Annotated in this window: 11 protein-coding genes; 8 read left to right on the forward strand and 3 right to left on the reverse strand. The window is 73.5% G+C overall.

The annotated features are described in order from the left end of the window. The first annotated feature begins 132 nt into the window (after positions 1-132). The 5 genes from ACPCUX_RS18265 (at position 133) to ACPCUX_RS18285 (ending at position 13,213) form a co-directional block, all read left to right on the forward strand. Positions 133-5,070: a family 43 glycosylhydrolase gene (locus ACPCUX_RS18265; RefSeq protein WP_423389346.1), complete on the forward strand. Its 4,938-nt coding sequence runs from the start codon at positions 133-135 to the stop codon at positions 5,068-5,070. Positions 5,071-5,193: 123 nt separating this feature from the next. Then, positions 5,194-7,770, forward strand: a complete 2,577-nt coding sequence (locus ACPCUX_RS18270) for an immunoglobulin-like domain-containing protein (RefSeq protein ID WP_423389347.1) — start codon at positions 5,194-5,196, stop codon at positions 7,768-7,770. A 212-nt stretch (positions 7,771-7,982) separates the two neighbouring features. Then, a complete protein-coding gene (locus tag ACPCUX_RS18275; RefSeq protein WP_423389348.1) occupies positions 7,983-10,232 on the forward strand; it encodes a glycoside hydrolase family 127 protein in 2,250 nt (749 codons plus the stop codon). Further along, positions 10,229-12,238, forward strand: a complete 2,010-nt coding sequence (locus tag ACPCUX_RS18280) for an Ig-like domain-containing protein (RefSeq protein WP_423389349.1) — start codon at positions 10,229-10,231, stop codon at positions 12,236-12,238. Before ACPCUX_RS18275 ends, ACPCUX_RS18280 begins: the two co-directional genes overlap by 4 nt. A 279-nt stretch (positions 12,239-12,517) precedes the next feature. Continuing rightward, the gene (locus ACPCUX_RS18285; protein ID WP_423389350.1) at positions 12,518-13,213 is read left to right on the forward strand and encodes a hypothetical protein; all 696 of its coding nucleotides are present in this window, start codon (positions 12,518-12,520) and stop codon (positions 13,211-13,213) included. Positions 13,214-13,258: 45 nt separating this feature from the next. Here the strand turns inward: ACPCUX_RS18285 and ACPCUX_RS18290 are convergent, their stop codons facing one another. Further along, complete coding sequence (locus ACPCUX_RS18290; RefSeq protein ID WP_423389351.1) at positions 13,259-14,584, reverse strand: MFS transporter; 1,326 nt, start codon at positions 14,582-14,584, stop codon at positions 13,259-13,261. A gap of 77 nt (positions 14,585-14,661) precedes the next feature. Here ACPCUX_RS18290 and ACPCUX_RS18295 point away from each other — a divergent pair, with 77 nt between their 5' ends. Beyond that, the gene (locus ACPCUX_RS18295) at positions 14,662-15,264 is read left to right on the forward strand and encodes an ArsR/SmtB family transcription factor (protein WP_251177537.1); all 603 of its coding nucleotides are present in this window, start codon (positions 14,662-14,664) and stop codon (positions 15,262-15,264) included. A gap of 429 nt (positions 15,265-15,693) precedes the next feature. On the opposite strand, the gene ACPCUX_RS18300 is transcribed toward ACPCUX_RS18295, so the two are convergent. Together ACPCUX_RS18300 and ACPCUX_RS18305 are read right to left on the reverse strand one after the other, a co-directional pair. Then, a complete protein-coding gene (locus tag ACPCUX_RS18300; RefSeq protein ID WP_043655776.1) occupies positions 15,694-16,398 on the reverse strand; it encodes a potassium channel family protein in 705 nt (234 codons plus the stop codon). Between the two features lie 168 nt (positions 16,399-16,566). Continuing rightward, positions 16,567-17,943, reverse strand: a complete 1,377-nt coding sequence (locus ACPCUX_RS18305; RefSeq protein ID WP_423389352.1) for a TrkH family potassium uptake protein — start codon at positions 17,941-17,943, stop codon at positions 16,567-16,569. A 210-nt stretch (positions 17,944-18,153) separates the two neighbouring features. Between ACPCUX_RS18305 and ACPCUX_RS18310 the strand changes: the two genes are divergently transcribed. Then, entirely contained in the window at positions 18,154-19,380 is a 1,227-nt protein-coding gene (locus ACPCUX_RS18310; protein ID WP_423389353.1) for an acetoin utilization protein AcuC, read from the forward strand. Between the two features lie 185 nt (positions 19,381-19,565). Then, positions 19,566-19,664 carry a 30S ribosomal protein bS22 gene (locus tag ACPCUX_RS18315; protein WP_003792170.1) on the forward strand — a complete coding sequence of 33 codons (99 nt, stop codon included), beginning with the start codon at positions 19,566-19,568 and terminating at the stop codon, positions 19,662-19,664. Positions 19,665-19,668 lie beyond the last annotated feature (4 nt).

Here is a 19,668-nt window from a genome sequence, read left to right on the forward strand (position 1 = left end):
GCGCTTTTCGACATCGTTGTCGGTCCCGGGGTCCCTAGGCATGTTTGCGTTCACATGTTAGCGTTCACACGCGCGTCCGACGGCGGACCCGCGACCGGCGCCGACGCCGGGCACGACGACGAGGAGTCACCGATGACCTCACGCCACGAACCACCCCCGACGCCCGCGGAGCCCCGCGCCCGACGCCGACGCCGCTCGCTCGCGGCGCTGCTCGGCCTCGCGCTCGTCGCCCCGCTCGCGCCCGTGGGCGCGGCGGCCGCCGGCCCGATGCCCGCGGCGCCCGCACCGGTCCCCGCCGCGGCCGAGCCGACCACGGACGGTCTGCGGCTCTGGCTCCCGCTCGACGAGACCGAGGGCGCCGTCGCGCACGACGCGTCGGGTCACGGCCTCGACGCCGCGCTCGTCGGCTCGGGCGGCGGGTGGCGCGCGGGACAGGGGCTCACGTTCGGCGGCGCGAACCACGTGGACCTGCCCGACGACCTCCTGGCCGGCTACGACGCCGTGACGGTGAGCGCGGACGTGTGGGTCGACACGTCGCTGAGCGGCAACTACTTCTTCTACACCCTCGGCAACCCGGCCGTCGGGACCCCGCAGTCCGGGAACGGCTACCTGTTCTCGACGGGCAACGCGAACTACCGCGCGACGATCTCCGACCTCGCGTGGGGCCGCGAGCAGAACACGGCCAAGACCCCCGCGGGCGCCCTCCAGCGCGGCGTGTGGAAGACCGTCACCTACACGCTCGCGGGCGGCACGGCGCGGCTGTACGAGGACGGCACCCAGGTCGGGCAGAACACCGCGGTGACGATCACGCCCGGCGCGATCGGCGGCGGCACCACGATCGCGAACGCGCTCGGGAAGTCGGCCTACGCCGCCGACAACCTCTTCAAGGGGCGCATGAAGGACTTCCGGCTCTACGACCGCGCGCTCACCGCGCAGGAGGTCGCCGACCTCGCGTCGGACGCCGCGCAGGACGCCGTCACGGCCGACGCCGCCGCGCTCGACCTGGGCGACACGAGCGCCGTCGGCACGGACCTCGTGCTCCCCGCGAAGGGCGTCGGCGGCTCCGCCGTCGCGTGGTCGAGCTCCGACGAGGGCGTCGTCTCGGCGAGCGGCGCGGTGACGCGCCCCGCGGGCGACGAGCCCGCGACCGCGACGCTCACCGCCACGGTGACGCTGCGCGGCGCGACCGCGACCCGCACGTTCGACGTCACGGTCCTGCCGGGCGACGGCGACCAGGCGAAAGCCGACGCCGCGGCCGCCGCGCTCGAGGTGACGAACCTCGACGACGTGCGCGGCAACCTCACGCTGCCCACCACGGGGCTGCACGGCGCGAGCGTGACGTGGGAGTCGTCGTCGGGCACGATCACCCCGACGGGCGAGGTGACGCGCCCGGCGCACGGCGAGGACGCCGAGACCGTGGCCCTCACCGCGACGGTGACGGTCGGCGCGGCCACCGCGACGCGCGAGCTCGCGGCGCACGTCCCGCCGCTGCCCGAGCAGGAGGACCTCGCGGGCTACCTGTTCTCCTACTTCGTGGGCGAGGGCACCGCCACGGGCGAGCAGGTCTACTTCGGGCTCAGCCAGGGCAACGACCCGCTGAAGTACCAGAACCTCAACGACAACCAGCCCGTCCTCACGTCGGAGCTGGGGGAGAAGGGCCTGCGGGACCCGTTCATCATCCGCTCGCCCGAGGGCGACAAGTTCTACCAGATCGCCACCGACCTCAAGATCTACGGCAACGGGAACTGGGACGCGTCCCAGCGCACGGGCTCGAAGTCGATCATGGTGTGGGAGTCCACGGACCTCGTGAACTGGACCGACCAGCGCCTCGTGCAGGTCTCGCCCGACACCGCGGGCAACACGTGGGCGCCGGAGGCGTACTACGACGAGACGATCGGCGCGTACGTCGTGTTCTGGGCCTCGAAGCTCTACGCGGAGGACGACCCGGACCACACCGGCAACACCTACAACCGGATGATGTACGCCACGACGCGCGACTTCGTGACGTTCAGCGAGGCGCAGGTGTGGGTCGACCCGGGCTACTCGGTCATCGACTCGACCGTGACGCAGCACGACGGCCGGTACTACCGGTTCACCAAGGACGAGCGGAACAACACGTCGTCCACGCCGTGCTCCAAGTTCATCCTCGCGGAGAAGGCGGCCGAGCTGCGCTCGACGGACTACGACTTCATCACCGACTGCATCGGCAAGGCGAACTCGCTCGGCGGCGGGATCAACCAGGGCGAGGGCCCGACGATCTTCAAGTCGAACACCGAGGAGAAGTGGTACCTCTTCATCGACGAGTTCGGCGGCCGCGGCTACGTGCCGTTCGAGTCGACCTCGCTCGACGCGGCCGAGTGGACCATGTCCTCCGACTACGAGATGCCGTCGCGCCCGCGCCACGGCACGGTGCTCCCCGTGACGCAGGCCGAGTACGACCGCCTGCTGCGCACGTACCAGCCGGACGCGTTCGTCGAGTCCGTCGAGGACGTCGCCGTGACCGTCCAGACCGGCTCCGCGCCGGTGCTGCCCGCGAGCGTCACGGCGCGCTTCGCCGACGGCTCCACGGGCTCGGCGGACGTCACGTGGGACGCGGTCGACCCGGCGTCGTACGCGCAGGCGGGCTCGTTCGAGGTCGCCGGCACGCTCGGCGGCGGGGTGAGCGTCCGCGCCCGCGCGGTCGTCACCGTGACCGACGACGTCGTCCCCGTCGAGGGCCTCAGCGTCACCCCCGAGTCCCTCGAGGTGGGCGTCGGCGGCACGCGGCAGCTCACGGCGACCGTCACGCCCGCGAACGCGACGGCGCGCGCGATCACGTGGGCGTCGGACGACGCGGACGTCGCCACGGTCTCGGCCGACGGCGTCGTCACCGGTGTCGGCGAGGGCCACGCGCTCGTCACGGCGACCACGGCCGACGGGTCGCGCACCGCGTACGTGGCGGTCGAGGTGACGGCCGACGTGCCGGGCCTCGTGGTGCGGTACGCGTTCGACGAGACGAGCGGCACGGCGGCGGCGAACACCGCGCCCGGGTCGTCGTTCGGCCCGGCGACGCTGACCAACGGCGCGGCCTTCTCCGGCACCGGGGAGGGCGTCCGGCTCGACGGGACGGACGACTACGTCGACCTGCCCGACCACCTGCTCGCCGGGCTCACCGACGTCACGGTCGCGCTCGACGTCAAGGTCGCGACGGACCAGGCGACGCCGTACTTCGTCTACGGCCTCGGCAACACGAGCGGCACGGCGGGCAACGGGTACCTGTTCACCACGGGCAACGCGTACCGCACGTCGATCGCGACGGGGAACTGGACCACCGAGCAGACCGTCACCAAGAACGCGAACCTCCAGCGCGGGGTGTGGAAGCACCTCACGTACACCCTGTCCGGCACGACGGCCGTGCTCTACGAGGACGGCGTCGAGGTGGGCCGCCAGACCGGCGTCACCATCGACCCGAAGGACATCGGGAACGGTTCGACGCTCGCCAACTACATCGGCCGCTCGTTGTACTCGGGCGACCGCTACCTCAAGGGCTCGGTGCGCGACTTCCGGGTCTACGACCGCGCGCTCACGGCGGACGAGGTCTACCAGGTCGGGGCCGACCACACGGCCGTCACGGGCGCCGAGCTCGACGCGCTCAAGGTCCCCGCGATCGTCGACGGGGCGAGCTCGACCGTGACGCTCGCCGTCGAGCCGGGCACGGACGTCTCCGCGCTCGCGCCGGTCCTCACGGTCTCGCCGCGCGCGACGGTCACGCCCGGGAACGGCTCCGTGCAGGACCTCACGCAGCCCGTGGAGTACACCGTGACCGGGCCGGACGGGTCGTCGCGCACGTGGACGGTCCAGGCCAAGCAGATGGGCAGCCCCGTGCTCCCCGGGACGTACGCCGACCCGAACATCGCGCAGTTCGGCGACACGTTCTACCTCTACGCCACGACCGACGGCACGCCGGGCTGGGGCGGCAAGGACTTCTACGTCTGGAAGTCCACCGACCTCGTGACGTGGGAGCGCTCGGAGCAGCCGTTCCTCACGCTCGACGGCGCGAACGGGAACGTCCCGTGGGCGTCCGGCAACGCGTGGGCGCCCACCATCATCGAGCGGGACGGGAAGTACTGGTTCTACTTCTCCGGCCACAACCCGACCTACAACCGGAAGACGATCGGCGTCGCGGTGGCCGACAGCCCGGAGGGGCCGTTCACCGCACAGCCGACGGCGATGATCACGAACGGCGAGGCGGTCACGTCCGGCCAGGCCATCGACCCGGCCGCGTTCCGCGACCCGGAGACCGGGAAGTACTGGCTGCTGTGGGGCAACGGCGGGCCGTCGAACGGCCCGGTCATGGCCGAGCTGAACGACGACATGACGTCGATCAAGCAGGACACGCTGCGGCGCATCCCCGGCCTGACCGACTTCCGCGAGGGCCTGTTCCTCAACTACCGGGACGGCGTCTACCACCTCACGTACTCGATCGACGACACGGGCTCGGAGAGCTACCGCGTCGGCTACGCGACGTCGGACAGCATCGACGGCCCGTGGACGTACCGCGGCGTGATCCTCGAGAAGGACGCCTCGCAGGGCATCCTCGGGACCGGGCACAGCTCGATCCTCAACGTCGAGGGCACGGACGACTGGTACATCGCGTACCACCGGTTCGCCATCCCCGGCGGCGACGGGACCCACCGCGAGACGACGATCGACCGCCTCACGTTCGGCGAGGACGGCCTCATCCAGAAGGTCGTGCCGACGCTCGAGAGCGTGGACCCGGTCGACGTCGCCCCCGCGCCCCGGGTCGAGCTGACCGTCGAGGCCACCCCGCGGTGCCTCGCGGGCAAGGTCTACGTCGCGGTGCGGGCGACGAACGTGGGCGACGTGCCCGCCGACGTCACCCTCACGACCCCGTACGGCACGAAGACGTTCGCGGGCGTCGCCCCGGGCGCGAACGCCTACCAGTCGTTCGCGACGAGGGCGACGTCGGTCCCGGCCGGCACCGTGACGGTCACCGGGACGGCCGTGCTCGACGGCACCCCGGTCACCACGCCCTACGACGTCGCCGTCGCTGCCCACGCCTGCAGCTGACGATCCCCCGAGGTAGAGCCCCGGTGAGCCGAGGTAGAGGCGTGGTCACGACCACGCCTCTACCTCGCGGGACCGGGGCTCTACCTCGCGACACGACCTGCATCTCGACGAGGAGAGGACGACATGATTTCCATACACCGAGCACGCTCGGCGCTCGCCGCCGGGCTGGTGGGGGCGCTCGCCGCCACGACGCTCGCCGCCGCCGTCGCGGCGCCCGCCGTGGCGGACGTCGGCGGGCCCACCGACGACGGGCTCGTCGCGTGGTACCCGCTCGACGCCGCGAGCACGACCGGCGGCACGACGGCGAACCGCGCCGAGGGCTCGACGTTCGGCCCGGCCACGGTGGTGGGCGGCACGACGACGGCCGACGGCACGACGCTCGACGGGACCGACGACTACGTCGACCTGCCCGACCACCTGCTCGCCGGGCTCACGGATGCCACCGTGAGCCTCGACGTGCTCGTGAGCCAGGACCAGGGCACGCCGTACTTCGTCTACGGGCTCGGCAACACGAGCGGGTCGAACGGCAACGGCTACCTGTTCACGACCGGCAACGCGTACCGCACGTCGATCGCGACCGGGAGCTGGACCACCGAGCAGACCGTCACCAAGGGCGCGAACCTCCAGCGCGGCGTCTGGAAGACGCTCACGTACACGCTCTCCGGCACGACGGCGACGCTCTACGAGGACGGCGTGCAGGTCAAGCAGGCGACGAACGTCACGACCGACCCCGGCCAGATCGGCGGCGGTCAGACGACCGCGAACTACGTCGGCCGCTCGCTCTACTCCGGCGACCGCTACCTCAAGGGCCAGGTGCGCGACTTCCGCCTCTACGACCGTGCGCTGAGCCCGGCCGAGGCGGCCGAGCTCGCGGCCCGGACCTCCACGGCCGCCGCGGACGCCGACCTCGCCGCGCTCGACCTCGGCGACACGAGCGCCGTCACCGCGGACCTCGTGCTGCCCACCACGGGCGCGCAGGGCTCGCTCGTCACGTGGACGTCGTCGGACGCGGGCGTCGTCGGCGCCACGGGGAAGGTCACCCGGCCCGCCGCGGGCGAGGACGACGCGACCGTGACGCTCACCGCGCTCGTCACGCGCGGCGCGGTCGCGCGCACCGCCCAGTTCGACGTCACCGTCCTCGCCCACCTGGCTCCTGCCGCGGCCGTGGCGTGGGACGCGAGCCACGTCGTCGTGCCGCACCTCGGCGACGTGCGCGGCAACCTCACGCTGCCGGCCGAGGGGGCCAACGGCTCCGCCCTCACGTGGGAGAGCTCCGACCCCGCGACCGTCTCGGCCACGGGCGAGGTGACCCGGCCCGCCCACGGCGAGCCGGCCGCCGTCGTGCGGCTCACCGTCACGGCGACCAAGGACGGCGCGACCGCGACGCACACCTACGACGCGACGGTCCGCCCGCTGCCGGCCGCCGCCGACTACGAGGGCTACTTCTTCCCGTACTTCGAGGGGGAGAGCACCGCGGACGGCGAGTCGGTCTACTTCAGCGCGAGCAACGGGAACGACCCGCTCGACTGGGTCGAGCTCAACGACGGCGAGCCCGTGCTCACGTCGACGCTCGGCGAGAAGGGCCTGCGCGACCCGTTCATCATCCGCTCGCCCGAGGGCGACCGGTTCTTCCTCCTCGCGACCGACCTGCGCATCTACGGTGGCAACAACTTCGGCAACGCGCAGGAGCGCGGGTCGCGCGCGCTGATGATCTGGGAGTCGACCGACCTCGTGCACTGGTCCGACCAGCGCATGGTCACGGTGTCGAGCGCGTACGCGGGCAACACGTGGGCGCCCGAGGCGTTCTGGGACGCGCAGCGCGGCGAGTACATCGTCTACTGGGCCTCGGCGCTCTACCCGACGACGTCGACCGACGGCCGCCGCATCGCCGACTCCTACCAGCGCATGATGTACGCCACGACGCGCGACTTCGTGACGTTCTCCGAGCCGCAGGTGTGGATCGACGAGAAGCGCGGCAACGGGCTGGGGATGATCGACTCGTCGATCGTCGAGCACGAGGGCACCTACTACCGGTTCACCAAGGACGAGGCGTACATGATCCCGCGCCTCGAGAAGTCGACGGACCTGCGCTCGACCGACTGGGACCTCGTCGCCGAGAAGATCGGCTACGGCCAGCCCAACCCGTGGGGCGGCACCCTCACCGCGGGCGAGGGGCCGACCGTCTTCAAGTCGAACACCGAGGAGAAGTGGTACCTCTTCGTCGACCAGCCGAGCTACCACGGTGGCCAGGGGTACCTGCCGCTCGAGTCCACCGACCTCGACTCGGGCGTGTGGACGTCGGTCGACGCCCACCTGCCGAGCAGCCCACGCCACGGCACCGTGCTGCCGATCACGGCCGCCGAGCACGCCGCGCTCCTCGCGGCGTACGGCGAGCAGCCGCCGGCGCCCGAGCTCGACCTCGCGGTCGAGGTCACGCCGCGCTGCCTCGCGGGCAAGGCGTACGTCGCGGTCCGCGCGACGAACGGGGAGGACGTCCCCGTCACGCTGACGCTCACGGCGCCGTACGGCGAGAAGACGGTCGCGGACGTCGCGCCGGGCAAGAACGCCTACCAGTCGTTCGCCGCCCGCGCGACGGCGGTCCCGGCCGGGACCGTCACCGTGACCGGCGTCGCGACCCTCGACGGGAAGGAGGTGACGACCACGCGCGAGGCGCAGGTCGACGCGCTCGACTGCGCCTGACACCCGCGAGGTCGCACCCCGCCGAGGGAGAGGCGAGGTACCGCGAGGGAGAGGCGTGGTCACGACCACGCCTCTCCCTCGACGGACCAGCGCTCTCCCTCGGCGACGTGGCGGCCGGGCGGAACCAGCACGAGCGTCGGACGCGGGGCTTCCCTCCTTGCCGCCGACGACGCTTCCACCACTCGACGACGAGTGAGAAGGAGCGACAGCTCATGCACGTGCACGACACCAGCTATTCGCGACGAGCCGTCCTGCGGCTCGGGGCGCTGGCCGCGGGGGCGACCGGCGCCGTCGCGCTCGCGGGCGGCGGCAGCGCGCTCGCCGCGCCGCCGGTCCCGGCGCTGACGGTCCCGAGCGGACCGCCCGTCAGCCGGGCCTTCCTGCGGTCCCTCGACCGCTCGGTCACCCTCGACGGCTGGGCCGCCGAGCCGTTCCCGATGTCCGACGTGACGCTCGCCCCGAGCGTCGCGACGCGCTCGCAGGACCAGATCCTGCACCTCGCGCGCGAGTACCCCGTGGACCGCGTCCTCGCGGTGTTCCGGCGCAACGCCGGGATCGACACCCGGGGCGCGTCGGCGCCCGGCGGCTGGGAGGGCTTCGGTCACGCCAACGAGCAGCCGTGGGGCCCCGACGACTACCCGGGCCGGGCCAACACCCAGACCGCGAACCTCCTGCGCGGGCACTACGGCGGGCACTTCCTGTCCATGGTGGCGCTCGCGTACGCGAGCACGGGCGAGACGGTGTTCCGCGACAAGGTGGACCAGATCGTCGAGGGCCTCGGCGAGGTCCAGACGGCGCTCGCGGCCATGGGCCGGTTCAGCCACCCCGGGTTCCTCGCCGCCTACGGCGAGTGGCAGTTCAGCCAGCTCGAGAAGTACGCGCCGTACGGCGAGATCTGGGCGCCCTACTACACGTGCCACAAGATCATGGCCGGCCTGCTCGAGGCGTACCGCCTGGCGGGCAGCGACCAGGCGCTCGAGCTCGCGTCGTCCATGGCGGCGTGGGTGCACAGCCGGCTCTCCATGCTGCCGCAGGCGCAGCTCGACCGGATGTGGGGCATCTACATCGCGGGCGAGTACGGCGGCATGAACGAGGTGCTGGCCGACATCGCGTCGATCACGGGCGACGACACGTACGTCGCCACGGCAAAGCTGTTCGACCTCAACACGCTCGTCGACGCGAGCGCTGCGGGCACGGACACGCTCAACGGCAAGCACGCGAACCAGCACATCCCGCAGTTCCCCGGCTACCTCAAGGTCTACGACCTCACGGGCGAGGAGCGGTACCGCCAGGCCGTCGAGGGCTTCTGGGGCATGGTCGTGCCCGGGCGCACCTACGCGCACGGCGGGCACGGCGAGGGCGAGCTGTTCGGCCCGCCGAGCACGGTCGCGGGCGACATCGGCGCGCGCAACGCCGAGACGTGCGGCACGTACAACATGCTCAAGCTCTCGCGGCTGCTGTACTTCCACTCGCTCGACCCGAAGTACATGGAGTACTACGAGCGGGGCCTGCTCAACCACATCGTCGGCTCGAAGAAGAACACGCAGTCCACGACGAGCCCCGACGTCACGTACATGTACGGGGTCAACCCGGGCACGCGCCGCGAGTACGGCAACACCGGCACGTGCTGCGGCGGCACGGGCCTCGAGAACCACGTGAAGTACCGCGACTCGGTCTACTTCCGGTCCGTCGACGGCGAGGTGCTGCACGTCAACCTCTACCTCGCCTCCACCCTGACGTGGGAGGAGAAGGGATTCGAGGTCGTCCAGGAGACGCAGTACCCGAAGGTCGGCGCGACCCGGCTCACGGTGAACGGCTCCGGGCGGCTCGACCTGCGCCTGCGCGTACCCGGCTGGGTGCGCAAGGGCTTCACGGTGACGGTCAACGGGGTGGAGCAGGAGCTCGACGCCGTACCCGGGACGTACGTGAGCGTGTCGCGCTCGTGGTCGCCCGGCGACGTCGTCGAGGTGACGATGCCGCTGAGCATCCGCGCCGTGCCGACGATCGACAACCCCGCGATCCAGAGCATCGAGAACGGTCCGACGGTCCTGCTCGCGCGCAGCGCGTCGCGCGAGTACCTCAAGCTGTCGCTCTACGCCCACATGGGCCTGGACGGCACGCTCGAGGGCGCCTTCACGGACCTCGGGAACGGGTACTTCCGCCTCGGGGACCTCACGTTCGAGCCCGCATGGTCGGGCGACGACACGCAGTACCACATGTACGTCGAGCGCTCCGAGCCGCGCGTGGTCTTCGCCGGGCTCGACAGCGGCGTCACCAACGCCGCGCGGCCGAACGGGACGACGTTCCTCGACGTCGTGTGGGGCGACGGCGGATTCGCCGACCGCGGCGCGTTCCTCCAGAAGGTCCAGCGCACGGTCGAGCAGTTCACCGCGGACGGCCTCCTGAGCCGCCGCGACGGTCAGAAGGTCCTGGTCACGGCAGGGAAGGCGAGGCTGGCATGAGCGCGCGCACCAACTCATCGAGGGGTGCGGGCTCGACCGTGCTCATCCCGCTCGGGGACCGGCCGGCGGCACCGCGTGCCCGACGGCGCGTGGTCGCCACCGCGACCGCGCTCGCCCTGGCCCTCACGGGCGCGGGGGTCGGGGCGTGGGCCGCGGTCGGCGGTCCGGGGACCGAGGGGCTGACCGCGGCGGCCGACGAGGCGCCGTCGAACGTCGCGCTGATCGGCACGCCCGAGGCGAGCTACACCGCGTCGTGGAACAAGGTCGAGGCCGTGAACGACGGCGCGGGCGTCAGCACCGGGGGAGCGCACGACGCGACGTGGGCGACGTGGAGCGGGGATCGCCCCGCGACGCAGTGGCTCGAGTACTCCTGGCCCGCGCCGGTCACGGTGGACCGTTCCGTCGTCCGGTTCTGGTCGGACGGCACCGACGCGAACGGCGACAACGTGCGCGTCCCGGCGTCGTGGACGCTCCAGTACTGGGACGCCGACGCCGGCGCGTTCGTCGACGTCCCGAACCCGAGCGGCTACCCGACACAGCGTCTCGAGACCAACGAGACGACCTTCGACGCGGTGACGACGACGCGCCTGCGCGCGACGTTCGACGCGCTGCGGGGCACCACGGCGACGACGTACTCGGCCGTCGGGGTCTCCGAGTGGGAGGTCTGGGGCACGGGCGGCGTCGAGGAGCCCGAGCCGGTCGACCCGAACGGGCCGATCGACCACTCGCCCGTCCACATCCCCACGGACGTCGGCGTCCTGCCCGACCTCCCGGCCGAGATCGACGCGATCTTCACCGACGGTCGTGTCGAGACGGTCGCGGTCGACTGGGAGGACGTCACGGCCGAGGACGTCGCCGCGGCGGGGGCGTTCGAGGTCAGCGGGACGTCGGACGAGCTCGTCGAGCCGGTGAGCGGCACGGTGCACGTGCGCGACGGCGAGCCGGGGGACGTCGTCACGGTGGACAACGTGAGCGTCGTGACGCTCGCGGGCACCGCCCCGGCGCTCCCGGCGACCGTCACGGCCGCGTACGAGGACGCGTCGAAGGACAGCCGCATCCCCGTGACGTGGGACGCCGTCGACCCCGCGGAGTACGCCGAGCCCGACCGGCTGTTCTTCGTCGACGGCGACGTCGAGGGGACGGACGTCCCGGCCGAGGCCGTCGTGTTCGTCGTCGCGCCCGACACCGGCGAGGACACGACCCCGCCCACCGTGACCGTGACCGCCGAGCCCGGCCCGGCGACGTCGGGCTGGTACGTCCAGCACCCGACCGTCACGGTCGTGGCCTCCGACAACCGGGACCCCGCCCCGGCGGTCGAGGTCTCGGTCGACGGCGGCGCGTGGGCACCGTACGACGGCCCGTTCGCGGTCGACGAGGACGGCGTGCGCACGGTCGAGGCGCGCGCGACGGACGCCGCCGGCAACGTCGGGACGGGCTCGCGCGAGCTCCGCGTCGACAGCGTCGCGCCCGTGACGGTCGCGACGCTGCGCGAGGTCGGCAGCAGCGTCGAGATCACGCTGGCCGCCACGGACGCGGGCTCGGGCGTGGACAAGGTGCAGTGGGAGGGTCCCGGCACGTTCTGGGGCACCTACACCGAGCCGTTCACGCGCGCGCTCACCGACGAGCCGCAGGTCATCGAGTTCGCCGCGACGGACGCCGCGGGCAACGAGGAAGTGCGGCAGCAGGTCGTGCTGCCCGCCGTCGGCGGCGAGCCCGAGCTCGACCTCGTGGTCGAGGCGACGCCCCGCTGCCTGGCGGGCAGGGTGTACGTGGCCGTCCGTGCGACGAACGGCGAGGACGTCCCGGTCGCGGTGACCCTCGCGACGTCGTACGGGGAGAAGGCGTTCGCGGACGTGGCGCCCGGCGCGAACGCGTACCAGTCGTTCGCGGTCCGGGCGACGTCCGCCCCCGCCGGGACGGCGTCCGCCACCGCGTCCGCCACGGTCGACGGCAAGGAGGTGACCGCCACCGTCGACGCGCCGTTCGACGCGCTCGACTGCGGCTGACCCGCACGCCCGGTCCCGGCAGGACGGGCGACCCACAGGCCCCCGGGTGGTGTGCCGGCACCGCCCGGGTCCGGCTCGGCCCCCGTCGCTCCGCGGAGCGGCGGGGGCCGAGCCGTGCCCGCCTGTCGACGGGGGTGCGACGCGTGGGTGAACAAACTGGACGGGTGTTCAGTTCGGGCGTCCAGGATGGCAGGATGTCCGTGAACTGGACGCCCGTCCAGTCGGGTTCGGGGGCGACCCAGCGGTGCCCGCCCCGGGCCGGACGAAGAGGTTCCCCGCGTGACGACGACCACCCGCAGGCTGCTCGCCGCCCTCGTGCTCGCCGGCTCGCTCGTCGTGCCCGCGGGCACGGCCGGCGCGACGACGCCGACCACCCTCCCTGCCCCGGCCGCCGCCCCGGCCCTCACCCCGGTCGCGATCTCGGTCACGGACCCCGTCGACGGCGTGCGCGTCAGCGTCGAGATCACCGAGCGCGCGGTGCCGACGGCGCCGCGCGTGGCCGTCGTCGGCTCCGGGCCGTTCGTCGTCGGCGGCAGGCTCGAGCTGCGCGGAACCGGCCTCGCGCCGCACGCCGTCCACGAGGTCTGGCTCGAGAGCGACCCCGTGCTCCTGGGCACCGTCACGACGGACGCCGACGGGGCGTTCCTCTTCGTCGCGACGATCCCCGCGGGGACGACGCCGGGCGAGCACCACGTGCGGCTCGTCCCGACGGCGGGTGGCGCCGACGTGGTGTCCGAGTCGTTCCTCGTGCTCGCCGCCCCCGGCGAGCCGCACGAGCCCGGGATGACGCCGTCCGCGGGGCCCGGGGGCGCCGGCGGCTCGGGTGGGGCGGCGGCGGGCGGAGGGCCAGGCTCCTCGCGGCCGGGCCTGGCGACGACGGGCGCGGGCCTGGGCCTCGTCGCGGCGCTGGCCGGGGCGGCGGTCCTGGCCGGGGCGGCGCTGCGCCGTCAAGCAGGCAGGGGCGGCGCGGCCTGAGCCCGCGCACCACTCCGGGCGCACCCCGTCGGCACGCCCGCAGGGTCAGCTCTCCGGCTGCGGCTCCGCCTCGGCGCCAGGCCGCGCGGCGTCGGCCAGACGCGCGTCGGTGTCGCGTGCGTCCGCGGCAGCCTCCGCGGCGTCCATCGCCCGGTCGTCGACGACGAGCATCCCCAGGAGCGTGGCGCCGGACACCGCCGCCATGACCACGAACACCGTGCGCAGCCCGAAGAGCTCGCCGAGCAGGCCGCCCACCGCGGCGCCGAGGGGCAGCGTCCCCCAGGCGAGGAGCCGGTAGCACGAGTTGAGCCGGCCCAGCAGGGCGTCGGGCGTGATGCGCTGCCGCAGGGACAACGTCACGACGTTCCACACGGCGATCCCGGCACCGCCGACGGCGGAGACGGCGCCGATCACCCACGCGTTCGTCGTCACCGCGGGGACGCCGACGAGGGCGACCGTGCCGAGGATCGTCAGCGCGAGGGAGCGCGCGCGCCCGATCGTCCCGACGACACGCTCGGCGACGAACGACCCCGCGAACGCCCCGACCGCCGTCGCGGTGAGGAGCACGCCGTACGCCGGCTCGGACAGGCCGAGGGGCGAGTCGGGGCCGACGGCGTAGAGCACGAAGACCGCGAACGCGGCGTTGCTCGCGAAGTTGATGCCGCCGACCATCATCGCGAGCGTGCGCAGGATGCGGTCGTGCCACAGGAACCGCAGGCCCTCGGCGACGTCCGCGCGCAGCGTCGTGCGGGTCGTGCGCGCGGTCCGGTACGTGCCCGGGAGCCCGAGCAGCAGCACCACGGCGAGCGCCCAGAGCGCCCCGGGGACGCCGAACGCGACGGCGGCGCCCGCGGCCACGAGCAGCCCGCCCAGGGGCGGCCCCACGAACTGGTTCGCGGTGAGCTCCGCCGCGTAGAGGCGCCCGTTGGCGCGGGGGAGCGCGGTGCGCGGCACGACCTGCGGGAGGATCGACTGCGCCGAGGTGTCGTACAGCGTCTCGGTGACGCCGACGGCGAAGGCGACGACGTACAGCACGGCGATGCTCCCGGCGTCGGGCACGAGCGCGACGGCCGCGAGCGCGACCACGAGGACCGCGCGCGCCACGTTGGCGCCGACCATCGCGAGCCGCCGGTCCAGACGGTCGGCGAGCGCGCCCGCGGGCAGCGCGAAGAGCAGCCACGGGAGCGTGAGGGCGAACGTCAGCCCCGCGACCAGCGCCGGCGAGTCGGTGTACCGGACCGCGACGAGCGGGAGCGCGACCTTGAGCACCCCGTCGGCGAGGTTCGACACCGTGGACGCGGCCCACAGGCGCCGGAACGGCGCGCCGAGCGGTGCGGCGGCGGGGCGACGGCGCCCGGGTCGAGAGGCCATGTCGCCCAGCATGGCACAGTGATCGAGAAACCCCAATCGATCGAGCGCTCTCGATCGGAGGTCCGTACGATGAGCTCATGACCCCCGAGCCCACCCCGGAGCCGACTCCGGAGTCGATCCCGGACCCCGGCGCCGGGCCCGCCCCCGGGCCGCGCGCCCCCGACGTCCCGGGCCGTCGTCCGCCCACCGCCCTCGAGGCGAAGGCGCTCGCGCACCCGCTGCGCCAGCGCATCGTGCGGCAGTGCGGCACGCGCGAGATGACGAACAAGGAGCTCGCCGACCACCTCGGCGTCCCGCCGGGCACGGCGCTGCACCACGTCCGGCTCCTCGTGCGCGCCGGGCTGCTCGAGCCCGCGGAGGTCCGCACGGGGGCGGGCGGGGCGCTCGAGCGGCCCTACCGCGCCACGGGTGCCACGTGGTGGCTCGACGACCCGCTGCGCGACGCCGCGCCTGGCGCGCGGTTCGGCCCCGTCGCCGCGGCGCTCGACGACGCCCTCGCCGCCGGTCCGGACGCCGTCACCACGTCCGCGGCGTTCTACCTGCACCTCTCCGACGACGACGTCGCCGAGCTCGACCGCCGTATCCTCGCCGTCCTCGACGAGTACGTCGCGACCGACGCCGACCGCCACGACCGCCCCCTGCACCGAGGCCTCTTCGTCCTGCACCGCCCACCCTCCTGACGACCGGCCGGACGAGCCGGGCAGACCGAGCGGCGAGGATCCCGGCGATGCGTGCCCCCACGCGGCGCGACAGCCCTGTGCTCCCGTGGCACGACGGCGCCGGGCCGACCGCGCAGGAACACCGGACCCAGACCACGGGACGAAGGGCGACGGCCAGGACGAGCGGTGGGGTTGGACCGTGCGCGAAGGACGTCAAGGCGCACTCTTCAGATCTCCGCCCGGAGGACCAGGGCGACGGCCAGGACGAGCGGTGGGGTCGGACCGTGCGCGAAGGACGTCAAGGCGCACTCCTCAGACCTCCGCCCGGAGGACCAGGGCGACGGTGCGCCAGTCCGAGCGCACGGTCCGACCCCACCGCGGACCCGACCCGCGGGCTGTGAACCCGATCGAACCCGATCGAACCCGATCGAACCCGACCGGACCCGACCCTCACGGCCGAGCGGCGAACCGCTCCAGGAGGTCGGCGTGACCCGACACGATGAGCAGGTCGTTCGCGCTGATCCGGGTCTCGGGGGTCGCGTAGAGGAACTCCTCGCCGGGCGACTTCACGCCGATCACGGTGACGCCGTACCGCTCGCGCACCTTCGACTGCGCGAGCGTGAACCCCTGCACCTCGCGGGGCGGCCGCATCTTGACGATCGTGAACCCGTCCTCGACCTCGATGTAGTCGAGCAGCTTCCCGGAGACGAGGTGCGCGACGCGTGAGCCGGCGTCGGCCTCGGGGAACACGACGTGGTGCGCGCCGATGCGCTGGAGGATGCGCCCGTGCTCCGCCGAGATCGCCTTGGCCCAGATCTGGGGCGTGCCGAGGTCGACGAGGTTTCCGGTGATGAGCACGCTCGCCTCGAGCGACGTGCCCACGCCCACGACCGCGACGGGGAAGTCGCGTGCGCCGAGCTGTTCGAGCGCGACCGGGTTGGAGGCGTCGGCCTCGACGAGCGGGAGCTGTCCGCTCCACTGGGCGACGAGGTCGGGGTCGCGCTCGACGGCGAGCACGTCCTGGCCGAGGCGGTCCAGCGTCGCGGCGATCGCCGTGCCGAAGCGGCCGAGGCCGATGACGAGGACGCCCGCGTCCTTGCGCGGGGCCTTCGCCTCGTCCCGGCGCGCGCGCTCCGCGCGGCCGCGCTCGACGATGCGCTGGGCGACGGGGTCCGCGGACGCGCCGTCCTTCCCGTCGGCGGCGCGGGTGAACGGGTCGGTCACGGTGGGGCCTTTCGTCGGTCCGGTGGTGCGGTGTCTGGCGTGTCGGTGAGGTCTCGTGCGGCGGTCGCGTCCGGCGGTCGCGCCGCCGGGCGGGCCTGCTCACCCGATGATGGGGCGCTCCTCGGGGTAGCGCACGATCCGGCGGCGGTCGCGCAGCGCGAGCGCGGCGGCGAACGTCATGGTGCCTGTGCGCCCGACGAACATGAGCGCGATGAGGACGTACTTCCCGGCGTCGGGCAGGTCGGGCGTGATGCCGGTCGACAGGCCGACGGTCGCGAACGCCGAGATGGTCTCGAAGAGGATGACGTCGAGCGTCTCGCCGGTGATCTCCAGCAGGAGCAGGCTCGACAGGAGCACCGCCGTCGCACCGACGAACGACACCGCGACCGCGAGCCGGAGGGTGTCGCGCGGGATGCGTCGCCCGAACGCCTCCATGTCCCGGTCGCCGCGCGCCTCGGACACGATGGCGATGAGCATGACGGCGAGCGTCGTGACCTTGATGCCGCCCGCGGTCGACGCGGAGCCGCCACCGACGAACATCAGCGCGTCGGTGATGAGCCAGCTCGCCTCGTGCATGCCGCCGGTGTCCACGGTCGAGAAGCCGCCGGAGCGCGGCATGACGCCCGCGAAGAGCGACGCGAGGAGCTTCTCGCCGAGGTCGAGGGGCCCGAGGGTCCGCTGGTTCCCCCACTCGACGGCCGCGAAGAGCACCGTGCCCACGACGACGAGCGCCGCGCTCGTCGTGAGCGTGAGCTTGGTGTGCAGGCTCCACTTGGAGGCCCGGCGGCGGTTGCGCATGACGTTGAGGATGACGGGGAAGCCGAGGGAGCCGATGAACACGCCGAGGATGATCGGCAGGCACAGCATCCAGTCGCCGACGTACGGCGCGAGGCCGTGCTCCGTCGGGATGAACCCCGCGTTGTTGAAGGCGGAGATGCCGTAGAAGATGCCGTGCCACGCGGCCTCGCCGAACGTCTCCTCCAGCACGATGAACCGCGGCAGCAGGAGCAGCGCGATGAGGAGCTCGAGCGACGTCGAGGTGATGATGACGACCCGCACGAGCGAGCCGACCTCGCCGAGGCGCGTCGTCTTCGTCTCCGACGCGGTGAGGAGCTTCTGCGTGAGGCCGATGCGCCGGGACACGGCCATGCCGAGGATCGACGCGAGCGTCATGACGCCGAGGCCGCCGATCTTGATGCCGAGCAGGATGACGACCTGCCCGTACCCCGACCAGTAGGTCCCCGTGGGGACCACGACGAGACCGGTGACGCACACGGCCGACGTGGCGGTGAAGAACGCGTCGACGAACGGCGCGGACCGGCCGCTCGCCGTCGCCCAGGGCGCCATGAGCAGGGCGGTGAAGACGGCGATGACGGCGGCGAACACGGTGACGGCGAGGCGGGCGGGGGACTGCCGGGCGAGGCGGTCGACGATCTCCCGCCCCCGGAACAGGCGCCCGGTCATGCTCGACGGCATGGAGCCTCCCTCACCACTCGCGCCACTCTGCCACGGGCCCGGTGGCCCGTCATGTCGCCGCTCCGGCGCCGGGACATCATGCCCGCTCGCGGGCCCGGACGCCGCACCGGGGGCTCGCGGAGACCCGGCGGTGGCCCGGACCGGCGGCCCCGCGCGGTCCGGCGCGCGGTCGGTGGGGCGGGGGCGCGCCGTCGGGCGTTACCGTGAGCCATGCCCACGACCGACCCGACGTCGTCGCCCGCCCCGACCGGGGCGGCTGCGGCGCCCGGAGCCTGCGTCGTGTGGAGCCCTGAGCTCCTCGGCTACGACTTCGGTCCCGGCCACCCGATGGCGCCGGCCCGGCTCGACCTGACGATGGGGCTCGTGCGCGCCCTCGGCCTGCTCGACGACGACGCGGACCTGCGGGTCGTGCGGCCCGAGCCCGCGCCCGACGACGTGCTCGAGCTCGTGCACGAGCCCGCGTACGTCGCGGCGGTGCGCGCGGCGTCGGAGCACGGCACGCCCGACCCGGCCCGCGGCCTCGGCACCGAGGACGACCCGGTCTTCCGCGGGATGCACGAGGCCGCCGCGCGGATCGTCGCGGGCTCGTACGAGGCGGCGGGCGAGATCGCGGTGGGTCGCATCCGGCACGCGGTGAACGTCGCGGGCGGCATGCACCACGCGAAGGCGGGCGCGGCGTCGGGCTTCTGCGTCTACAACGACGCGGCCGTCGCGATCCGGCGCCTGCTCGACGACGGCGTCGAGCGCGTCGCGTACGTCGACCTCGACGCCCACCACGGCGACGGCGTCGAGGAGGCGTTCTGGGACGACCCGCGCGTCCTCACCGTCTCCGTCCACCAGAGCGGCGCGACGCTCTTCCCCGGGACGGGCCACCCGACCGACCTCGGGGGCCCCGGCGCCGAGGGGACGGCGGTCAACGTCGCGCTCCCGCGCCGCACCGACGGCGCCCGCTGGCTGCGCGCGGTCGACGCCGTCGTGCCGCCCGTGCTGCGCGCGTTCCGTCCCGAGGTGCTCGTCACCCAGCACGGGTGCGACGCGCACGGCGAGGACCCGTTGTCCGACCTCGACGTGTCCGTCGACGCGCAGCGCACGGCCGCCACCTGGATGCACGGGCTCGCGCACGAGCTGACCGACGGGCGGTGGCTCGCGCTCGGCGGGGGCGGGTACGCGATCGCGCGCGTCGTGCCGCTCGTGTGGTCGGCCGTCGTGGGGGAGGTCGTGCACCGGCCCGTCACCGCGGGCGTGCCCCTGCCCGCGGAGTGGCGCGAGCGCGTGGCGGAGGTCGCCGGATTCGACGCGCCGCTCGCGTTCGGGCCCGAGGTCGAGGTCCGGCGGTGGAGCAGCGGGTACGACCCGGACGACGACGTCGACCGCGCGATCGCGGCCACGCGCCGGGCCGTCTTCCCGCTGCTGGGCCTCGACGCGCACTTCGACTGAGACGCCCCGCGACCGGTCGCGTACCGGGGCACGGGCGCGAGCGGGTAGGCTAGGGGGCGGATTTCTCTCGTGTTGGTCGGCTTGCGGCGCCCTCGTGGTCGCCGGGGCCCCGATCAACCGTGGACCACCCGCGGCCGGTCGACCGGTCGCCGACCGACACGCCGCTCGAGCATTGCGAGGACCGTATGGGCTCCGTCATCAAGAAGCGCCGCAAGCGCATGGCCAAGAAGAAGCACCGCAAGCTGCTTCGCAAGACGCGTCACCAGCGTCGTAACAAGAAGTGACGTC

The organism is Cellulosimicrobium sp. AB352 (assembly GCF_049538415.1).
GTDB lineage: Bacteria > Actinomycetota > Actinomycetes > Actinomycetales > Cellulomonadaceae > Cellulosimicrobium > Cellulosimicrobium funkei.